This is a genomic window from Flavobacterium magnesitis (genome assembly GCF_041729735.1).
Taxonomy (GTDB): Bacteria; Bacteroidota; Bacteroidia; order Flavobacteriales; family Flavobacteriaceae; genus Flavobacterium; species Flavobacterium magnesitis.
Window position 1 is genome coordinate 36737 of the sequence record NZ_JBCFQK010000016.1, and the last position, 22333, is coordinate 59069.

The window sequence follows — 22333 nt, forward strand, 5'->3', positions numbered from 1 at the left end:
TAAATCGAAAAACATGAAAAAGATAGTATATATAATTGGATTTTTAGTGCTGGGAATATTTGCTTCCTGCTCGGATTTTCTGGAAAACGACCCTCGTGGCGTATTGTCAGAAGAAGATATTGTTACTCCAGAATCGATAGAAGGATTTATGAATGCGGCTTATGCACAATTAGGAAATGATCATTATGATTCACCTTATAGTTTGTGGCCTTTTGGAAATGTTCGTTCTGATGATGCTTATAAAGGAGGTAGTGGAACTAACGATATTCAGACTTTTCACTTTTTTGAAGTTTCTAATAATATCAGACCTGATTTTGGCGAATTAGATAATTTTTGGTACATCAGTTATGTGGGAGTTTCAAGAGCCAATAAAGCTTTGAAAGCATTGGAACAAATTTCGGAAGCAGATTATCCATTGAAAAAAACACGTATGGCCGAGATGCGTTTTTTAAGAGGACATTTTTACTTTATGCTAAAAATTATGTTCCGAAGTGTACCTTATATTACGGAAGATATTCCAGTGGAAGATTACAAAACCATTTCGAACAAAGAATTTTCAAACGAGGAACTTTGGAATAAAATTGCCGAAGATTTTCAGGCTGCAGCCAATGATTTGCCTGAAACACAACCGCAAGTTGGGCGTGCTACTCAAAAAGCAGCTTATGCTTATTTAGCAAAAACACGTTTGTATCAGGCATATACTCAGGATGAAACTTATGCAGTTACAGGAACAAATACGCAACATTTAGAAGAAGTAATTGCAGCTACAGATAAGGTAATAGGAAAAGCGAGTTTAGAACCAGATTTTGCAAATAACTTTTTGCCAGGAACTTTTGAAAACGGAGCAGAATCTATCTTTTCCATTCAGTTTTCGGATAATGATGGAACTTTATTCGGAAGATTGAATTTTTCAGATGTATTATCGACTCCTCAAGGTTTAGGTTGTTGTGATTTTCACAAACCAAGTCAAAACTTAGTAAATGCTTTTAAAACCGGAGTTAATGGTTTACCTGAATTTGATACTTATAATGATGCCGATTTTGATTATAAAAATATAGATGCTACTACGGTTGATCCTAGATTGTACCATACTGTTGCCATGCCGGGATTACCATACAAATACGATCCAGAATTTTTATATGTAGAAGCCTGGGTACGTTCTCCGGGAACTTATGGTTATTATGCTTCTTTAAAAGAAAACGTGGCGCCAAATTGTAGCTGTGTAGTTAATATTGATCCTTTTTATGGAAATTCAAAAAACAGAATCCAAATTCGTTATGCCGATGTGATTTTGATGCGTGCTGAAGCCTTGATTGAGTTAGGAAGACAATCAGAAGCTTTACCATTAATCAATGAAATTAGAGAAAGAGCTGCGCAAAGTACAGGAAGACTTCCGTATGTGAGTAATTTTAAAATAAATACTTATGTAGACGGAGTTAATTGCAACTGGACACAGGAATTTGCTCGAAAAGCCATGCGTTGGGAACGTCGTTTAGAATTAGCAATGGAAGGAAGCCGCTTTTTTGACTTGGTTCGTTGGGGAGTTACGGAAGAAGTGATGAATGCTTTTTATACTGAAGAAAAAACAAAACGCAGTTATTATCAAGATGCTTTTTTTGATGCCAATAGGGAAGAATATTGCCCAATTCCGTTGAAGCAAATTAATTTCAGTCAAGGATTGTACAAACAAAATCTGGATTATTAATCTATTTACGAAAACGAATATGAAAAAAATTATATATAAGTCTTGGACAAAATGGTCTTTGATACTGGCATTGATTTTTATGGTTTCTGCCTGCGAAGAAAGTTTCGATACTAATGGTCTTGATGTCGATTCACCTTCTAATGTAACTTCCTTTGAGATAAACGGAGTTGCTGGAACAATCGATCAAAAAACAGGAACAATTGCAGTAACGTTGCCTTATGGTACTGATGTTACAGCGGTAAATCCTGAAATTATTTTAGAAGAAGGATCGACATCAAATTTGGATTTAAACTCAACTATCAATTTTACAAATGCAGTAAAATTTAGAGTGATAAATGGTAATTTATATAAAGACTATACTATAAATGTTACGGTTTTAAGTCCAATAAAGAGTTTTAAAATCAATAATGTAGCGGCAACAATCAATGATGTTAGTAAAACCATCACGATGGTATTGCCTGAGAATACTGATTTAACGGCATTACAACCCGTTATAGAATTGACTGAAGGAGTTTCTATTTCGCCAACATCAGGAACTACCATTGATTTTACTAATTCAGTAACTTTTGTAATCACGGCAAATGGTAAAACGGTAAATTATACTGCTAACGTGGGAGTTCCTGTTAGTGGTGTGACTGTTGCTTTTTTAGGAACTGCCGCTACAAGAGCTGAAATTACTAATATGGACGAAATTACAGCTGCAAATTGGTTGTTTGCTAACTTCACTGGAGCTAAATACATCTCTTTTGATAGTGTTTTAAATGGTGCTGATTTAAGTGATGTGAATGTCATTTGGTGGCATTTTGATTCTGCTACAAATTTACCTGCTGTGGCTTTTAATCCAGCAGTGACTACAGCACTTAAAAACTTTAGAACTGATGGAGGAAATTTATTGCTGACTTCTTTTGCTTCGCAATATGTAGATGCTTTAGGAATTGTTCCTTCGGGAAAAGGACCGAATAATGTTTTTGGAGATTTTCCTCCAAACGGATTTGTAGACGGAAATAACTGGGGAATGTCATTTGTGGGACATGAAAATCATCCTATTTTTCAAGGTTTGGTTACTTATGAAGCAGGAAAAGCTAATTTATTACAAAGCGGTACTTTTAGATTGAATCATACCGCATGGTGGTTTTTACCAGAATGGGGAGGCTACACAAACGGAGAAGGCTGGAGAAACCAAACTGGTGGAACAAACTTAGCCAGTGAAGCTTGGGATAATTCGCTTGACGGAAGAGTAACTATTGCTGAATTTCCAAACACAGGAACCGACAAAAATGTAATAGTAATCTCGATGGGAGCTTATGATTGGTACAATGAAGCTAATAGTAGCGGAGTTCCTAGTCAAGCCAATGAATTCATAGGTAATATTATTCTTTTGACTCAAAATAGTATCAACTATTTAGCCGAAAATTAACTTCATTAAAATCAACAAAATGAACTATAGAAATATAATTACAATAGCATCCATTTTCTTTTCGTTAGTGTCTTGTAGTCAGGATGATAATTACATTGGAGGTTCAATTTCAGGTGGAGAGTCAGAAATAGCTAATATTTTCCCTGTACCACCATCACTGTGGATAGAAGCAGAAAGTGAACCATATTACAGTGCGGGTTATACTGGAGATATTATGCCATTTTTTGACAATGGAAAATTCCATATTTACTTTCTTCATGATGCGCAAAATAAACCAGCAGGAAAAGGATTTCATGATATTCACGAATTCCAAAGTACTGATTTGGCTCATTTCAGCTATGAAGGACAAGTTATTCCTTATGGAACAACTGCTGATGCTGATTTTGCAGTAGGTACAGGTTCTGTTGTTAAAGTGGGTAATCTTTATTATTTTTATTATACAGGACACAATGGAATTGCTGCTTTTTTACAATCAAATGCAAGAGAAAGTGTATTGTGTGCTACAAGTCCCGATTTAAAAAATTGGACAAAAATACCTTCGTTTAAAATTACAGCACCTGCGGGATATTATAATTTTGATTTTAGAGATCCACATGTTTTTTACAATGAAGAGTTGAGTAAATATTCGATGTTGGTAAGTACACAAACGGAACCAGGCAGAAAAGCAGTTTTGTTGCATTTTACAACTGCTGATCCAGCTTCAGGAAACTGGGATGTTCAAGCGCCTCTTTACACAACTACTCCACAGGAAAATTATTTGATGATGGAATGTGCTGATATTTTTAAAATGGGAAACTATTGGTATTTAATGTTTTCTGAAAATTGGAGTAGTACTAGAGGAACGCATTATAAAATGGCAACTTCTATTAATGGTCCTTGGACAACACCAACAAATGATATGATTGATGGAGAATATTTTTATGCTGGAAAAACAGCTTCTGATGGAAACAAAAGATATGTTTTTGGGTGGAACGCTAGAAAAACACCAGAAACTGATTTAGGCAATAAAGATTGGGCTGGAAATATGGTCATTCATGAATTGACACAAAATTCAGATGGAACTTTAGGAACTCAGGCACCACAAGCAGTAAAAAATATTTTTTCTAAAAACAGCAATGTTGAGGTTGATGCTACTTCAGGAGGTGTTACTGTAAATAATGGTAGTTATAGTTTGAGTAGTACTACCAATAAAGCTATGGTAACTTTTAAACCTGTTGGAAAAAGAGCAAAAATAAATACTGAGCTTACTTTGACAACTACAACAGGAACTACTGGATTTGTTTTCCATACTAATACTACGGAAAGTTATTATAAAATTGTTTTAGATATTTCAAAAAAAGCCATCATAGGATACAATTCAGCTTCACAGGAAACAACCAAAATACCATTTGGATTGCAAGCAAATACAAAATACGATGTGGAAATAATTACTGAAGGCAGTGTAGTGGTACTTTATATTAATGGAAAAGTAGCTTTGACTAATCGTATTTATGGAAGGGATAAGTATAAATGGGGAATTATTGCTGAAGGGCAAAATGCTACAGTTAGCAATCTTCAGCTTACACAACCTGAGTAACATTAAAAAAACAGAATAGAAATGAATAACGGAAAAAACCTTAAGGCAGTTGCCTATGGAGAGGTGCTTTGGGATGTTTTTGAAAACGAAAAAAAAATTGGTGGCGCACCACTTAATGTGGCTTTGCGAATGAAAACATTCGGTTGTGAAGTAGCCATGATTAGTTGTGTTGGGAAGGATAAAGATGGGGAAGCCATTATCAATCAAGTTAAAAGCTTAGGACTTGAAACCGATGCTATTATCAAATCGGAAGATTTTCCAACAGGATTGGTTAATGTGACCTTAAATGAACGCGGTTCGGCTAGTTATGAAATTGCATACCCATCGGCTTGGGATAAAATTGTACTGAATGATTTAGCTAAAAATTTAGTTTCAGAAGCTGATGTGTTGATTTACGGTAGTTTAATTTGCAGAGACCAAGTATCAAGACAAGCACTTGAAGAGTTGCTGCTAATGGATGTGTATAAGGTTTTTGATGTTAATTTAAGGAAGCCTCACTATTCGTATGAAATTCTAATACAATTGATGAATTCAGCCAATTTTATTAAGTTCAATGATGAGGAATTATTAGAAATAGCTGCCGAGATGCATTCTCCTTTTGAAAGTCTTGAAGAAAACATGCTTTTTTTCGCTGAAAAAACTAAAGCTACTGCTATGTGTGTTACTAAAGGAAAACATGGGGCTATATTGTTATGGGAAGGGCAACTTTATAAAAACGAAGGTTATCCTGTTAGGGTTTCGGATACAGTTGGAGCAGGAGATTCTTTTTTAGCAGCTCTAATTACTTCCTTATTGACGGGTAAAGCACCACAAACAGCTATTGATTTTGCTTGCGCAATAGGAGCCTTAGTCGCTGAGGCACCAGGAGCCAATCCTGATATTTCTCTTTCAGCTATTGAGAATTTAATGGCTAAAGTAAAAGTCTAATTTATAATTCAAAAGTCTGCAAACATTTGCAGGCTTTTGTTTTAATAGTGATTTATGAATTTTACTCCTTCGTTCAGGAACAAGGAAACTAGTATTACGTTGATGGGGAACATCACTAATTTAAAATCTTAATACACTATTGTTATAGCGTTGCTATTGGTATTGTTATTGAAATTGCCATTTAAATTGATTTCTTTTTAACTTAAAATTAATAGCTGTTCAGTTGAAGTACATTTTAAAATAATGTAATTTTAATGGCTATGGAAAAGAGCAATAAAAAAGGATTCTATTTTAAACAGTATCAGGCTCCTAATCAATCCCCATTTGATAAACTTTTTGAGATATTCAAAGAGTTAATCACACATACTTCCGGGGATTTTGATGAAGCTATCGATTGGTTGCGGGAATTGGACAAGGAATATAAATTGACTGATGAACACTATACAATTGATGACTTTATTGAGGATTTAAAGAAAAAAGGTTACATCAAAGACGAAGTGAAAGACGATGGAACTTCAGGTCTGGGAATTACTGCAAAAACTGAAAGAGCCATACGGCAACAAGCCTTAGATCAGATATTTGGTAAGTTAAAACGTTCTGGAAACGGCAATCACAAAACAAAACATGCTGGAAATGGCGATGAACATACGGGTGAATTCAGAGAATTTCATTTTGGCGACAGCCTAGAACGAATTTCTTTGACAGAGAGTTTACGCAATGCCCAAATTAATAATGGCGTGGATAACTTCATGCTAACCGAAAATGATTTGGTTGTTGAAGATACGCAGTTCAAAGCCCAAATGAGTACTGTTTTGATGATTGATATTAGTCATAGTATGATTTTGTACGGCGAAGACCGAATTACGCCTGCCAAGAAAGTAGCTATGGCATTGGCGGAATTAATTACTACAAGGTACCCAAAAGATACTTTAGATATTTTGGTTTTTGGAAATGATGCCTGGCCCATTGCGATCAAAGATTTACCCTATTTAAAAGTAGGACCATTTCATACGAATACCGTTGCGGGTTTGCAATTGGCAATGGATTTACTTCGAAGAAAGCGAAATACCAACAAACAAATTTTCATGATTACCGATGGAAAACCGAGTTGTGTAAGAGAACGAGATGGTTCTTATTACATGAACAGCAACGGACTTGATGAATATATTGTTGACAAATGCTATACTCAGGCGCAACAGGCTAGAAAACTACACATTCCGATCACGACTTTTATGATTGCCAGCGATCCTTATTTGCAAAAGTTTGTCAATAAATTTACCGAAGCCAATCAGGGAAAAGCTTTTTACACTGGTTTAAAAGGTTTAGGCGAAATGATTTTTGAGGATTATGAAACGAATCGGAAAAAGAGAATTAAGTAATTAGAAGGCAGAAATCAGAAGGCAGAAATTAGAATAAAGATATCAGATAAAAGACCTGGTGTACTTTGCGTAAAACTTAGTGTACTCTGTGGTTAAAAAAGCAATAAACAATTTAAAAAAAACTTAGTGCTCTTTGCGAAAAACTTTGCATTCTTAGCGGTAAAAAAAACATAACGTATTTGGCGGTTAAATAAAAAAACATGAAAATAGAAAATATAAATACCCTAGGCGAATTAAAAAAATCAGGATACCAAAGTAAAACGATAAAAGACGAATTGCGTAATAATTTGCGAGAAAAAATTAAAATGGGAATTCCAACATTTGAAGGCGTGCATGGTTTTGAAAACACTGTAATTCCTGAGTTGGAACGAGCAATTCTTTCGCGACATAATATCAATTTGTTAGGACTTCGTGGTCAGGCAAAAACTAGATTGGCTCGAAAAATGGTCGAATTGCTTGATGAGTACATTCCGTTTGTCAGTGGTTCTGAAATAAACGATGATCCATTGAACCCCATTTCTCGTTTTGCCAAAGATTTAATAGCGGAAAAAGGTGATAAAACCCCAATTTCTTGGTTGCATAGAAACGAACGTTTTTTTGAAAAACTAGCCACTCCAGATGTAACTGTTGCCGATCTAATAGGTGATGTCGACCCAATAAAAGCAGCGAATCTGAAATTATCTTATGCTGATGATCGCGTGATTCATTTCGGAATGATTCCGCGTGCTAATCGTTGTATTTTTGTGATAAACGAATTACCCGATTTGCAAGCCCGAATTCAGGTTGCTTTATTTAATATTTTGCAGGAAGGCGATATTCAAATTCGTGGGTTTAAGGTGCGAATGCCACTCGATATGCAATTTGTATTTACGGCAAATCCCGAAGATTATACGAATCGCGGGAGTATTGTAACGCCATTGAAAGACAGAATAGGTTCTCAAATTTTGACACATTATCCTGAAAATCTAAAAATAGCCAGAAAGATTACTGAGCAGGAAGCCAAATTAGATACTGCTCAAAATGATACGGTTTATGTTCCTTCATTAGCCAAAGATTTATTGGAACAAATTAGTTTTGAAGCCAGAGAAAGTGAATTTATTGACCATAAAAGTGGAGTAAGTGCCAGAATGAGTATTACGGCTTATCAGAATTTACTAAGTACTGCCGAACGTCGTGCTTTAAAAGCGGGTGTCGATAAAACTGCTTTGCGATTGTCTGACTTTATGGGAATTATTCCTTCGATAACAGGAAAAGTAGAATTGGTTTATGAAGGAGAGCAGGAGGGAGCGGCTGCGGTTGCTGAGCGTTTAATAGCTTCGGCGGTGCGTACCATTTTTCCAGCTTATTTTCCTAAGATTGAAAAGTTAGAAAAACCAAATGATAAAACGCCTTATTCGGATTTAATAGAATGGTTTTTTGCCGAAAGTGGTTTTGAATTATTAGATGATTGTTCTGATGCCGAATATCAAACTATTTTAGGAGCTATTGTACCATTGGAAATCTTACTCAAAGAATACCAGGCTGATTTAGCAAAAGAAGATAAGTTTTTTATGAAAGAATTTATTCTTTGGGGCTTAGTAGAATATCGAAAATTAAGTAAAGATAGAGTGGCTGAAGGCTATCAGTTTAAAGATATTTACGGAAGTTATATTAGTAAATTGTAGATTTTTATAAATTTGAAATACAAGGATTTAGATTCATTTCTAAATCCTTTTTTTATTTATTGCAATTAAAAGTTATAAATGTAATTGGTATATCTTTTTAGTCTACTTTCGCTTGCTAGCCCTATTTTGGGTTACCACAAAATGGAAAAAAACTTTGAGGCTTTGATTGCCTCGTACATTGAAAATAAAGTGGGCATATCAGAACACTTTTTATCTGATGAATTAGCCAATAATTTAAAACAAAATCTATATTCTTTAAACGAGAAAAACTTATTAAAAGAAGCTGGAACAGGAAATTCAGAAGCTATTGCTTACGATAGTGCTGTTCGAAGTGATTCGATTTATTGGTTGGATAAAAAGCATAATAATGTTTTCGAAAATGAATTTTTTAAACATATTGAGGATTTTATTCGGTATCTGAATCAAAGTTGTTATACTGGAATTACGGGTTATGAATTTCATTATTCTTTATATGAAAAAGGCGATTTTTACCTGAAACATTTTGACCAGTTTCAAAATAATTCGCGTAGAAAATTCTCGATGATTAGTTATTTAAACAGCAATTGGCAAACTGCTGATGGCGGAGAATTGTTGATTCATCAGGATAATAACAATCAAAAAATAAGTCCTATACAAGGAAAAACAGTTTTCTTTAAAAGTGATGAATTGCTGCATGAAGTTTTACCAACACAAACTACGAGAATGAGTATTACAGGTTGGTTAAAATGTGATTAATAAAAAAACTCCATACGATTGCAAATGAGCAAATGTGTATGGGGTTTTCTTTTGAGTTATGTAAACCTAATTCTTTAATGTCATACGACCATAATTAGCAACTACAGCCAAACATATTAAAGGCAGAATAAACGAAAAGTTAACCTCAGGGATGAAACCTAGAATTTTCACATCCGAGAAACCTGGACCGCCCCAGTCTAAAATACTTCCTTGTAATACAGGCATTAAAGCTCCTCCTACAATGGCCATTACTAATCCTGCCGAACCAATTTTAGCTTCGTCACCCATGTCTTTTAAGGCAATTCCGTAGATGGTTGGAAACATAATCGACATGAACAAGGAAACTCCAACCAGGCAATACAAACCTATTGTTCCTGAAAGTAAAATAGCTCCTGCGCAAAGTAGCACACCACCAATACCAAATAACATTAATATTTTGGATGGATTAATGGTTTTCATCAAAGCTGTTCCAATCCATCTTCCTGATAAGAAAATAATCATTGCGGCAATATTGTACCAAGAAGCCGTTAATTGTTGGTCACTAGCCAATCCTTCATTGATATTGTCGACATATTGAAAAATAAATGTCCAACACATAATTTGAGCACCTACATAAAAAGCTTGTGCAATTACTCCTTGGATATACGTTTTATTCGCAAATAATTTTCTAAAAGATTCTGAGATGGACATTTTATCATGATCGGCTGTTTTAGGAATTTTGGTAAAAAAAACAATTACCATAATAGCCAAAACTACTAGTCCTAAAATAATGTAAGGAATACTGATTATTCCTAAATCGTTTTCACGAATACCAGCTTTTGCAGCTTCAGATAAAGTGTCATAAATTAATGCTCCCGAAGCGTCTTTATCGTCTGATCGTAAGGCGGAAATAACAAATTGTTGTGCTACAATCATTCCCATTAAAGAACCAACAGGATTAAAAGATTGTGCTAAATTCAATCGGCGAGTGGCTGTTTCTTTGTCTCCTAAAGCTAAAATTAAAGGATTAGATGTGGTTTCTAAAAACGCTAATCCACAGGTAATTACCCATAGTGAAATTAAGAAAAAATTATAATCCTGATAAGCCGCTGCTGGGTAAAATAAAAATGCTCCCGAAGCATACAAACACAAGCCTAAAATAATTCCTGATTTGTAGCTGTATTTTCTAATAAATAATGCTGCTGGCAATGCCATAAAAAAGTAACCAAAATAGAAAGCAAATTGGACTAAAGAAGCCTGCATATTTGATAATTCTGGCATTACTTTTTTAAAAGCAGAAACCATTGGATTTGTTAAATCATTGGCAACTCCCCACAAAGCAAATAAAGAGGTAATGATGATAAACGGAAAAAGTAATTCCTTTTTTACTACAGGAACTGGAGTGGATTGGTTCATTTGTATAAATTTAATAGGTTGGTTGATTGGTAAAAAAAGAACAAACCATAGCATTATATGACTTGTTCTTTTATATATTGAAACAATATTATTCTGTTAGTAATGAACGGTCTAAGTGAACGTAACCGCCATCGCAAAAGATGAATTGTCCCGTAGTATGTGATGATCTTTCAGAAATGGTAAACAAACAAGTATCAGCAATTTCATCAGGAGTTGTCATTCTGTTTTCCAAAGGAATTTTTTTGACAATAGATTTTAATTTTTCTTCTCCGTTTTCCAATGTTTTAATCCAGGTATCATAAGCAGGAGTCCAGCTTTCGGCAATAATTACAGCATTTACTCTTATCGAATGTTTGATTAAGTCTACCGCCCATTCGCGAGTTAAGCCTAAAACACCGCCTTTGGCAGCAGCATAACCCGAAGTTCCGCCTTGACCAGTTAATCCAACTTTTGAACCAATATTCAAAATTGGACCTTTAGAAGTTTTTAAGTAAGGAAGAGCGTGTTTTACTGTTAGAAAATAACTTACCATATTCAGCTTCAAAGAATCCATGAATTCCTCGTAAGAAGCGTCTAATCCAGCTCCATCATTAACACCAACATTGTTGATTAAAGCATCAATACGACCGTATTTAGCAATGATTTTCGCAATTGCTTCTTCAATTTGCACCGGATTAGTTACATCAGTTTTACAAAACAAACCATCAATTCCTTGTTTTTGAATTTCTTCGATATAGGCAAATCCACGGTCGTTTCTATCAATTACTGCTGGAATTGCACCTTCGGCAGCCAAATGTTGCAAAATTGTTTCTCCAATACTTCCTTTAATTCCTGCTGCACCCGTAATTACGACTACTTTTCCTTTTAATCCTAAATCCATAATTTATAAGTTATAAAATTGCATTGCATTGCCACCCATAATAGCTGCTTGCTCTTCTGAGCTAAATTTCGCAATGAAATTGGTTACTAATTCTTTTGTTTTTGTATAATTTCCAGCCACTAAACACACCGGCCAATCGGATCCAAAAAGGATTCGGTTGGCACCAAAAGCGTCCAAAACCAATTGCATATATGGTTCAATTTGTTCCGGAGTCCAGTTGTTATAATCGGCTTCGGTGGTCATTCCGGATAATTTGCAGTATACGTTTTTATGTTCACCAATCGCTTTCATTAAAGCTGCCCAACCATCATAAAATCCGTCTTTTAAATAGGGTTTTGCAATATGATCGATAACGAATTTTTGATTTGGAAAACGGCGTACTAATTCTAATGCTGCTCCTAATTGATGTGGGAAAATAAGAATGTCATAAGTGAAATTGTATTTTTCTAAAGCGGCAATTCCGTTCAGGAAATCAGGACGCAACATGAAATTATGATCGGCTTCACCTTGAACTACATGTCTAAATCCTTTTAGTTTTGGAAATTTGCTGTATTGATTTAAAACTTCATCAATATTAGAAGCTCTTAAATCAACCCAGCCAACAACTCCCTTGATAAAGTCATTTTTTTCGGCTAAATCTAAAAGAAAATCGGTTTCTGCCAATGTTTGATCTGCTTGCACAGCCACACAACCATTGATGTTATTTTCCTGATATACGATTTTTAAATCTTCAGGGAGGAAATTCCTGCGAATGACTTTCATATTATCGTCTAACCAAGCATGTTTTTCTGCTTCGTAGATCCAAAAATGCTGATGTGAATCGATTATCATAATTATTTTAATTTAAAGTCTACAGTAGCTTTTATTACGCCTGTAGCAGGATTTAACCAACTATCAAAATTGGCAATCATTTCAGTGTAAGGAACATTATGACTAATGTACGAGTCGGTTGGGAATTGGTCTAAAATACTAATTACGTGTTCAAAATCTTCAGTAGTAGCGTTACGGCTACACATTAAAGTCATTTCTTTGGCGTGAATCGCTGGATGGCTATAAGTCAATTCTCCCTTAGATAAACCAACAAGTACAAAACGACCTCCGTGAGACATATAATTTGGACAAGTTTCCAAAGCTCCTTTGTGTCCTGAAGCGTCAAAAACCGCTGTACATAAATCGCCATTAGTGATTTTTGTAATTTCTTCAACGGTATTTTCGCCAGCTTTTACAATATAATCTACACCGATTTTTTCATTGGCGTAAGCCAAACGTTGCTCATTCATATCAATCGCGATTACTTTAGCACCAGCAATTTGAGCCAGTTTCATAATCCCAATTCCGATAGGGCCACAACCCACTACTGCTACAGTTTCTCCTGGAACAATTGCCGCTCTACGAATAGCGTGCGCTCCAATTGCCAATGGTTCTACGATAGCCATTTGGTCGTCAGATAAATTGTTTGCAGGTAATAGGATAGAGGTAGGGACAGTAATTTGTTCTTGCATTCCACCATCGGTGTGAACACCTAAAACTTTGATATTGGTACAGCAGTTGGTTTTTCCGTTTCTACACGCAATACAAGTTCCACAACTTACATAAGGCATAATTACAACATTATCTCCAGCTTTAATTCCTCTGGGATTTTCTCCAATTTCGAGTACTGTTGAAGCTAATTCATGTCCTAAAATTCTAGGATAGCTAAAAAAAGCTTGATTTCCGCCATAAGCATGCAAATCGGTCCCGCAGATTCCTACTTTGTTGATTTGTAATAAGGCTTCTTTTTCTTTTCTAACAGGTGCTTCTTTTTCTTTTAAAATAAATTCACCTGGTTTTTCGCAAACAATATATTTCATATTTCGTATAATTATTTATTCTGTTCCAACGTTTGAATAGTTTTGGAAATAAAAAAACACAACTAGAAAAATAGTGTGTTTTTCGTTAAAAATTCTATTTTTGTTCAATCGATTGAACAAATATAAAAACTAAGTTGGAAAATAAAAAAAAATCCACAATAAAAGATATCGCTGCTGTATTGGGTTTAACACCTTCGGCGGTTTCTAAAGCATTGAACGATCATCCCCGAATTAGCGATAAGACTAAAATAGCGGTGAAAGAAGCAGCAATTCAGCTGGATTATCAGCCTAATTATTTGTCAAGTGCTTTACGAAAAGGGAAAAGCAATTTGGTAGGAGTGATTATTCCTCGTGTCAACAGTCATTTTTTTTCTTCGGTAGTGGAGAATATCGAAAAAGTGCTCAACCTGAATGGTTACAATATCATCATGACGCAGTCGAATGAATTGTATGCCAAAGAATGTCAGGAAATTGATACCTTATTGAAAATTCAGGTGGACGGAATTATCGCTTCTATGGCAAATGAAACTACCGATTTAGAATATTACCAAAAAATAAAATCCAAAGGCACTGAACTCGTATTGTTTGATAGAGGTGAAGAGGAGTTAAATGTAGATTATGTAGGAATTGATGATTATAAAAGTAGCCACTTGGTTATTGATCATTTGGTTTCACAAAATTGCAAACGCATTGCGCATATTGCCGGTTTTAAACACATTCGAATTTACAAAGAACGAATTCGGGGCTATAAAGATGCATTAGAAAAATCAGGATTAGTGGTGCAGGAAAATTGGATTATCGAAAGTAATTTGCGCCTTGATGATGGACGTCGTATCATGCAACAATTACTAGATGCGCCCGAAAGACCCGATGCGGTTTATGTGGCGGGAGATATTGCAGCTTTGGGTGCTTTGCAAGTATTGTTAGAAAATAATATTAAAATTCCTGAAGAAATGGCGCTGATTGGTTTTAGTGATGAGCCTTTTACTTCATTGACACAGCCGTCTATTTCAACAGTAAATCAGCACAGTGACCAAATTGGGAAATTAGCTGCCGAAGCTTTCCTGGAACGAATCAATAATCCTAATAAAAAAATAATCAACCGAATTATTCTAGAACCAGAATTGATTATTAGACAATCTTCGAATAGGAATTTGAAATAGTTTGGAACACAGATTAAAATTCACAAAAAAAGTACCGCAGATTCGCAGATTATATTTTAAATCTGCGAATCTGCGGTAAAAAATAATTCACTATTCTATTTTTCCGTAAACAGGAATAATGAAATTTCCATTCAAAAAAGATTCGGTTTCAATTTGGCTTTGCAGAATAACTCCTTTAAGATTATTCTCTAGTAAAAGTTGAGCTGATTGCACCAAAGGAGTTGCAGTTGTGGTTTGTATGGCTCTTAATTGATGTTTTCCAACTTTAAGCGGAAGAATACATTTAGCAATTTCTCTTCTTCTTAAAATTCCGTTATGGTCTTTGCCTTCAACTGCTGCATACAAGATGATTTGGTCTTTTTCAATAAGCGGAATTTTATCCTGCATGATTTGCTGTAATTCCTGGATTGGATTTTCAGCATTTTCAATACTGTCCAATTGGTTTTGAATCCAATCATAATGTCCTGGAAATCGTAAGGTTTTATAATCTAACTTGCGTACTTTTCCAGCCAAAGCATCGGGTAAATCAGCAGCACCTCCCGAAGTTAAATCGGCTTCATAAGTAATTCCGTTAATGATAATCGAAGTTCTTTCGGATAAGGCTGCCACTTCAGTCTTTTTAAAATTCCGAATGGTAATGGCATTTTTTAGATATTCCGTTGCAACACCCACAGGACTCCAGGTAAAACCATAATAATGCGGAGCAACTGCATTTTTAGTTAATGCGCCAACTTTGAATTCTAATTTATCGACTTTGTTTACCTTAAAATCAATACAAAATTGCTGAAAAAGCGCATTAGCAAGAACATCAATATACCCCGGAGCAATTCCGGTTTGCAGTATAAAACCCGTATTTGCTTCTTTTGCTAAAGCAATAATTTCATCGGTTTCAGCAACATATTCGGTAAGATTTGCATAATGTAAATGGTATTCTTTGGCAAGTTTAGCAATTCTTGGTGCCTGACTTCCAGGAAGACAATCCAGAATAATATCAGCTTGATTTAAAATGCTTTTCATTTCAGCGGTAATCTCATTTTCTGATAAATGAAAAGCTTCTATTTTACAAGATTTTGTTGTTCCTTCTTTAATCCATTGCACTACAGATTGCGCTTTGTCAAGTGTTCGATTTCCAATAAATAAAGTGGGAGTAACTTCGCTCCATTCGGCTAAAATTAAACCCGCTGCTTCGGCAATGCCACCAGCTCCTGCTATAATGATGTTGAAATGTTTTTTCATGTTTTTAAAATTACAATTTTTAACTTTTTACTGCAAAAAAATAATAAGAAAGGATGGATTAATAATACAATCTAAAATCCAGATGTTTGCACAGTGCATAGTTTTTTTGGTGTAATTCTTCAACAATTTCAATAAGATCATCGAGTTCTTCGCACAAACCAAAAAAGAATTTATCCAGATGGATACTGCTTATTCTTTCTTCTTTTTTGCCATAACCAGAAATGGCTCTTGCACCTGTAATGTCTAGAAAATATTGCGATTCTTCGGCAGTTAAATCCAATACTTTTTATTAGCAAAGTGTATGATTTTACCCTTTAGTTTTCCTTCAAATAATTCGGCTATTTCTTCTAAACTGTAATAATAATCATGTAGGCAAATGTTGTTTTCCTGCCCTGGCATGACCAAATAGATAATTTGGTAGCCTTTAAAATTATGATCATCATACAATAAAGCACCTAGACTTTCTTCCAAACCTTCAATAGTATCACAATTTTTGTAAATACTGGAAATTTGGTTTTCAAACGCTAAATGTTCTAAATTTTTTAGTGTCTCAGTATCAATGTTGGTTTCTACATCAGGAACACCTTCGAGACAAAAAATAAAGTTTTCATAAACCATGCAAATCTATTTTGAGGTTGCTTTAGGTTCACAAATATAGGTTTTATTGGAATGATTTTTAGTTCGAATGTGCCAATTAATTGTGCGTTTTTTTATACTGCATTGGAGGTAAACCAATTTGCTTTTTAAACATTCTGGAAAAATAATACGGATCATCAAAACCTACCTCTTTGCATATTTCTTTGATATTGAGATTGGTGAAATTGAGGTATTCACAGGACTTTTGTATTTTTAATCGAATGAAGAATTGGATAGGAGAATAACCTGTTTTTTGTTTGAAGAGTTCAGAATACCTGGAAACCGAATAAAAAGCCTGATTGGCTAATTCGTCAATGGTTAAAACTTGACTCAAATGGGCTTTCATAAACGAAATTGAATGACTTATTTTATCTTCAATAGGAATTTCAGCAGTATTGGAATAACATATTGAGCTGAAAAAAGTAAGCAACTTGAAGTGGATTGATTCTATTTTTTCATCCGAAAGATTGTTTTCTAAAAGTTTAATTATTTCGTTTAAGAGGCTTATTCGACTTTGATCAAATGCAATTTTGATAGCTTCCTCGCTGGATGTTGAGAAACGATTGTAAAGCGTTGCCGCATAATTCCCAGCAAAGTGAATCCAATAAATACTCCAGGCATCTTTTAGAGAACTTCCGTATTTATGAGCTGTATTTTCGGGGATGATAAAGCCTGTATTTGGTTTTAGATTAATGGTTTTTCCGTTGATTTTAATCCAGCCATCACCTTCGAGACAATAGAGAAAAATGTATTCCTTGATGCCGTTTTTTCTGGATCGACTGTGGTTTTTTGCATTTGGAAAATAACCGATAGCATCAGGAAACAGATTATTGAAAAAAGGATGAAGCTGTACTTTTTCTTTTTGATCAGGAGACATAACGACCATAGTTTGCCCCAGAAAGCCGTCTTTTATTTTTAATGTCGGTAGATTATTCATTATAAATAGACTATTACGATATAAATTAGTTTAAGGTCGTAAGATAGTCCATTTATTTCAATTAATAATCCATTTGTAAATCGATTCGTAAACGTATTTTTGTTTACTAGCCAATTTAATTATAAATGTAATTTTTATGATAAGTCCAGATAAACAATTTAACAACTATTATTTATTTTCTATCTCAATGGTTTCGGCAATGGGAGGATTGCTTTTTGGTTATGACTGGGTGGTAATAGGAGGAGCAAAACCTTTTTACGAACGCTTTTTTGATATTACTGCATCGGCTAATTTACAAGCTTGGGCTATGAGTTCTGCTTTAATTGGCTGTATTTTTGGAGCTGTTGTTTCGGGAGTAATTAGTGATAAGTTTGGGAGAAAATTGCCCTTGCTATTGTCTGCTTTTCTGTTTACAGTTTCTGCTTTCGGGACTGGAATTGCCGATACTTATAACGTGTTCATTGTTTACAGAATTATAGGAGGACTAGGAATTGGCTTAGCTTCAGCACTTTCTCCCATGTATATTGCCGAAGTTTCACCGTCTAAATATCGAGGACGTTTGGTTTCCTTGAATCAGATGACCATTGTTATTGGAATTTTAGCGGCTCAAATAATTAATATCCTCATAGCCGAAAAAGTACCTGTGGATGCAACAGATGATTTTATTAGGGAATCCTGGAATGGAACTACAGGTTGGCGTTGGATGTTTTGGGCGGAAGCAGTTCCTGCATTAGCTTTTTTTATATTTATCTTTTTTGTTCCTGAAAGTCCGCGTTGGTTAATAAAAGCTGGTAAAATAGAAAGTGCTTATCCTACTTTAAAAAGAATTGGAGGAGAAACGTATGCACAGGCTGAAATGAAAAATATTCAAGCTACATTAAATACTGTTTCACAGAAAGTTAATTTTAAATCTTTAGCAAACGCAAAATACCGTAGCGTACTGATTATAGGTATTGTTCTAGCGGTTTTCCAACAATGGTGTGGTATTAATATTGTTTTTAATTACGCCGACGAAATTTTTACTGCTGCTGGTTATGGTGTAAGCGATACCCTTTTTAATATTGTAATTACAGGAAGTGTTAACTTAATTTTTACTCTTGTGGCCATGTTTACGGTTGATAAGTGGGGAAGAAAAAAACTAATGCTTCTGGGGTCGGCAGGATTAGCCATTACTTATATTCTTTTAGGAAGTGCCTTTTATTTTGAGTTAAAAGGAATAGCAGTATTGTCCATTGTAGTTTTAGGTATTGGAGTGTATGCGATGTCACTGGCACCTATTACTTGGGTAATTTTGTCGGAGATATTTCCTAATCGAATTCGGGGAGCAGCTATGGCGTTAGCCACTTTTTCTTTATGGATTGCTTGTTTTATTCTTACGTATACATTTCCGCTTTTGAATGAAGGATTTGGTGCTGCAGGTACATTTTGGTTGTATGCCGCAATTTGTATTCTAGGCTTTTTATTTATTCGAAAAAAATTACCAGAAACAAAAGGAAAAAGTTTAGAAGAAATCGAAAATGAGTTGGTGAAATAATTTACAATTGAAAAATAAAAACAATGAGTGTTAAAGCCTGGCAAGAAGAGGTAATTATCCCTACATACGAAATAGGTAAAGCCGAAAAAAATCCTATTTTCCTTGAAAAAAGAGTATATCAGGGAAGTAGCGGGGTAGTGTATCCGTATCCTGTGGTGGAGAAAATTGAAGATAAAAAATCAGATAAAAGTTATCAGGCGGTTTATTTGGAAAATGAATATATCAAAGTGATGATTTTGCCTGAATTGGGCGGTCGTGTACAAATGGCTTATGACAAAATAAAACAGCGTCATTTTATTTATTACAATCAAGTGATTAAACCAGCTTTAGTAGGATTGACTGGACCCTGGATTTCAGGAGGAATCGAATTCAACTGGCCACAACACCATCGTCCGAGTACTTTTTTACCAGTAGATCATACTATTGAAAACAATGCCGATGGAAGTATTACCGTTTGGGTGAGCGAAAACGAAAAAATGTTCCACCAAAAAGGGATGGCGGGATTTACTTTGCATTCTGGAAAAGCTTATTTAGAAATTAAAGGAAAATTATATAATCCAACACCAATTCCCCAAACATTTCTGTGGTGGACGAATCCTGCCGTGGCGGTGAATGAGCATTATCAATCGGTTTTTCCACCAGATGTACATGCTGTTTTTGACCATGGAAAACGAGATGTTTCGACATTCCCAATTGCAACAGGAACTTATTATAAAATTGATTATTCGGCAGGAGTTGATATTTCGAATTATAAAAATATCCCAGTTCCAACTTCTTATATGGCTATCAATTCTGATTTTAACTTTGTAGGTGGTTATGAGAATGACACTCAAGCTGGTGTACTTCACGTGGCGAATCATCATATTTCGCCAGGAAAAAAGCAATGGACTTGGGGAAATGGCGATTTTGGAAAAGCCTGGGACAGAAACCTTACGGATGAAGACGGGCCTTACATCGAATTAATGGCTGGAGTTTATACTGACAATCAGCCTGATTTCAGCTGGATGCAACCTTATGAAGAAAAAACATTCACCCAATATTTTCTACCGTATCGTGAATTGGGTGTAGTGAAAAATGCTTCACAGGATTTGCTTTTAAATATGGATAAAGAAGGCGATAAAGCCATTGTAAAGATTTTTGCTACTTCGTTATTGAAAAAGGCAAAAATAGTTCTCGAAGGTTTTTTTGAAGAAACTTTGGACTTAAGTCCAGAGCAGGTTTTTGAACGCAAAATTCCTGTTGGCAACATTGATATAATTGATTTAAAGTTAGTAGTTTACTCTGAAAAAGGCAGAGAATTGTTAAGTATTAAAGCAGAAGAACAAGAAGCGGCAGCAACTCCGGAAGCAGCAACTCCTGCTTTTTCTCCTGAAGAAACGCCTACATGTGAGCAATTGTATCTTACGGGCTTGCATTTAGAGCAATACCGTCATGCAACTTATCTGGCCACTGATTATTATCAGGAAGCTTTGAAACGAGATTCTTCTGATGTTCGAAATAATAATGCAATGGGACTTTGGTTGTTACGTCGTGGAAAATTTGCCGAATCAGAAAAGTATTTCCAAGCAGCTATTGATACCCAATTGCAACGCAACCCAAATCCTTACGATGGAGAACCTCGTTATAACTTAGGACTTGCATTGCAATACCAAGGAAAAAATAAGGAAGCCTACGCTGCATTTTATAAATCATGTTGGAATGCTGCTATGCAGGATGCTGGATATTTTGGTTGTGCTCAAATTTCCTGTGTTCAAGATAATTTGACTGATGCGCTTTATGAAGTTGATAAATCGTTAACCCGCAACTGGCACAATCATAAAGCACGAACCTTAAAAACGGCAATTTTACGAAAATTAGGAAACGAAAAAGAAGCTTTGGCACTGATTGAAGATTCGTTAAAAATCGACTTATTTAATTTTGGTTGTCGTTTCGAAAACTATTTGATTTCAAATTCAACTGCTGTTTTGGAAGAAATGAATCAATTGATGCGTGGCGAAATTCATAATTATGAGGTAGTTGCATTAGATTATATTGCTGCAGGAATGTACAACGAAGCAGTTTCTTTATTAGAAGAAGGAATCAAAGTTTGTCCAAGCACTCCCATGACGTATTACTATATGGGTTGGGCGTTGTATTTAGACAATAAAGATGCGAAAGTGGCATTTGAAAAAGCAGCAAATCATGCACCAGAATATTGTTTTCCGAATCGACTGGAAGCCATTTCAGCATTGGAAACAGCACAAAAACTAAATCCAACCGATTCTAAATCCTCTTATTATTTGGGTAATTTATGGTATGACAAACGCCAATATTCTGAAGCAATTGCTTGTTGGGAAAAATCAGCAGCTATAAATGATAATTTTCCAACAGTATTAAGAAATCTTTCTTTGGCCTATTTTAATAAATTGCAGCAAGAAGAAAAAGCTATTGAGTATTTAGAAAAAGCCTTTTCTTTGGATACCAATGATTCTCGTATTTTGATGGAATTGGATCAGTTGTACAAGCGTCTTTGTAAACCTCACGGAGAGCGATTGGCATTTTTAGAAAAACATTTTATTCTGGTAGAACAACGTGATGATGTTTATCTCGAATATATTACTTTGTGTAACCAATTAGAAGATTATTCAAAAGCGATTACATTAATTGATAATCGAATTTTTCATCCCTGGGAAGGCGGTGAAGGGAAAGTTCCGGCACAATACCAGTTGGCTCGCGTGGAATTAGCAAAACAGCATTTGGCTAAAAAAGAATACAAAGAAGCTATTCAATTATTGAATGAATGCTTGGAGTATCCGCATAATTTAGGCGAAGGAAAATTATATGGTGCTCAGGAAAATGATTTCCATTATTGGTTGGGCTGTGCTTATGAAGGATTACAACAAATAGATGAAGCTCAAAAATATTGGGAATTAGCCAAAGATGGAAATACAGAACCAGCCGCAGCTATTTTCTATAATGATCAAAAACCAGATAAAATATATTATCAGGGATTGGCATTATTGAAATTAAAAAGAGAAACGGAAGCCCAACAACGTTTTAATTCTTTGGTTTCTTTTGGAGAAAAATACCTGAATCAAATCATCAAATTGGATTTTTTCGCTGTTTCTTTACCAGATTTATTAATTTGGGAGGATGATTTAACTTTCCGAAATAAAATTCATTGTCATTATATGCTTGGTTTGGGAAATTTTGGTTTAGGCAAAATAGCTAAAGCAAAAACACATTTGCAAGAGGCAGCAAAAATGGATGTAAACCATCAGGGAGTTCAGGTACATATAGCAACTATTCAAAATTTATAA

Annotated in this window: 16 protein-coding genes and 1 pseudogene; 10 read left to right on the forward strand and 7 right to left on the reverse strand. The window is 35.0% G+C overall.

From position 1 onward, the window contains the following. Window positions 1-13: 13 nt before the first annotated feature. The 7 genes from AAGV33_RS11460 (at window position 14) to AAGV33_RS11490 (ending at window position 9403) form a co-directional block, all read left to right on the forward strand. Window positions 14-1705: a RagB/SusD family nutrient uptake outer membrane protein gene (locus AAGV33_RS11460; RefSeq protein WP_373392158.1), complete on the forward strand. Its 1692-nt coding sequence runs from the start codon at window positions 14-16 to the stop codon at window positions 1703-1705. A 19-nt stretch (window positions 1706-1724) separates the two neighbouring features. Next, window positions 1725-3122: a DUF4960 domain-containing protein gene (locus tag AAGV33_RS11465; RefSeq protein WP_373392159.1), complete on the forward strand. Its 1398-nt coding sequence runs from the start codon at window positions 1725-1727 to the stop codon at window positions 3120-3122. 19 nt (window positions 3123-3141) lie between these two features. Next, window positions 3142-4698, forward strand: coding sequence for a glycoside hydrolase domain-containing protein (locus tag AAGV33_RS11470; RefSeq protein ID WP_373392160.1), 1557 nt, complete (start codon window positions 3142-3144; stop codon window positions 4696-4698). A gap of 21 nt (window positions 4699-4719) precedes the next feature. Next, window positions 4720-5625: a carbohydrate kinase family protein gene (locus AAGV33_RS11475; RefSeq protein ID WP_373392161.1), complete on the forward strand. Its 906-nt coding sequence runs from the start codon at window positions 4720-4722 to the stop codon at window positions 5623-5625. Window positions 5626-5885: 260 nt separating this feature from the next. Then, on the forward strand, window positions 5886-7004 hold the full coding sequence (locus AAGV33_RS11480; protein ID WP_373392162.1) for a vWA domain-containing protein: 1119 nt from the start codon (window positions 5886-5888) through the stop codon (window positions 7002-7004). A gap of 200 nt (window positions 7005-7204) precedes the next feature. After that, window positions 7205-8668 carry an AAA family ATPase gene (locus tag AAGV33_RS11485; protein ID WP_373392163.1) on the forward strand — a complete coding sequence of 488 codons (1464 nt, stop codon included), beginning with the start codon at window positions 7205-7207 and terminating at the stop codon, window positions 8666-8668. 141 nt (window positions 8669-8809) lie between these two features. Next, window positions 8810-9403 (forward strand): 2OG-Fe(II) oxygenase, encoded by a 594-nt coding sequence (locus AAGV33_RS11490; protein WP_373392164.1) that lies wholly within the window; start codon window positions 8810-8812, stop codon window positions 9401-9403. Window positions 9404-9469: 66 nt separating this feature from the next. Here AAGV33_RS11490 and fucP read toward each other — a convergent pair whose 3' ends face one another. From fucP to AAGV33_RS11510, 4 genes are all read right to left on the reverse strand, one after another. Further along, window positions 9470-10798, reverse strand: a complete 1329-nt coding sequence (gene fucP, locus AAGV33_RS11495) for an L-fucose:H+ symporter permease (protein ID WP_373392165.1) — start codon at window positions 10796-10798, stop codon at window positions 9470-9472. 88 nt (window positions 10799-10886) lie between these two features. Further along, complete coding sequence (locus AAGV33_RS11500; RefSeq protein WP_373392166.1) at window positions 10887-11678, reverse strand: SDR family oxidoreductase; 792 nt, start codon at window positions 11676-11678, stop codon at window positions 10887-10889. Between the two features lie 3 nt (window positions 11679-11681). After that, a complete protein-coding gene (locus AAGV33_RS11505) occupies window positions 11682-12509 on the reverse strand; it encodes an amidohydrolase family protein (RefSeq protein WP_373392167.1) in 828 nt (275 codons plus the stop codon). Between the two features lie 2 nt (window positions 12510-12511). Then, window positions 12512-13528 (reverse strand): zinc-binding alcohol dehydrogenase family protein, encoded by a 1017-nt coding sequence (locus AAGV33_RS11510; RefSeq protein ID WP_373392168.1) that lies wholly within the window; start codon window positions 13526-13528, stop codon window positions 12512-12514. A 134-nt stretch (window positions 13529-13662) separates the two neighbouring features. Here AAGV33_RS11510 and AAGV33_RS11515 point away from each other — a divergent pair, with 134 nt between their 5' ends. Continuing rightward, window positions 13663-14691, forward strand: coding sequence for a LacI family DNA-binding transcriptional regulator (locus AAGV33_RS11515; protein WP_373392169.1), 1029 nt, complete (start codon window positions 13663-13665; stop codon window positions 14689-14691). A gap of 90 nt (window positions 14692-14781) precedes the next feature. Here AAGV33_RS11515 and AAGV33_RS11520 read toward each other — a convergent pair whose 3' ends face one another. The 3 genes and pseudogenes from AAGV33_RS11520 to AAGV33_RS11530 all read right to left on the reverse strand — a co-directional run bounded on the left by AAGV33_RS11520 (window position 14782) and on the right by AAGV33_RS11530 (window position 17500). Then, complete coding sequence (locus tag AAGV33_RS11520; RefSeq protein ID WP_373392170.1) at window positions 14782-15927, reverse strand: saccharopine dehydrogenase family protein; 1146 nt, start codon at window positions 15925-15927, stop codon at window positions 14782-14784. 58 nt (window positions 15928-15985) lie between these two features. Next, a pseudogene (locus AAGV33_RS11525) lies at window positions 15986-16545 on the reverse strand (DUF6642 family protein). 76 nt (window positions 16546-16621) lie between these two features. Beyond that, on the reverse strand, window positions 16622-17500 hold the full coding sequence (locus AAGV33_RS11530; protein WP_373392171.1) for an AraC family transcriptional regulator: 879 nt from the start codon (window positions 17498-17500) through the stop codon (window positions 16622-16624). A 136-nt stretch (window positions 17501-17636) separates the two neighbouring features. Here AAGV33_RS11530 and AAGV33_RS11535 point away from each other — a divergent pair, with 136 nt between their 5' ends. Then, a complete protein-coding gene (locus AAGV33_RS11535) occupies window positions 17637-19034 on the forward strand; it encodes a sugar porter family MFS transporter (protein WP_373392172.1) in 1398 nt (465 codons plus the stop codon). Between the two features lie 23 nt (window positions 19035-19057). Next, a complete protein-coding gene (locus AAGV33_RS11540) occupies window positions 19058-22333 on the forward strand; it encodes a DUF5107 domain-containing protein (protein ID WP_373392173.1) in 3276 nt (1091 codons plus the stop codon).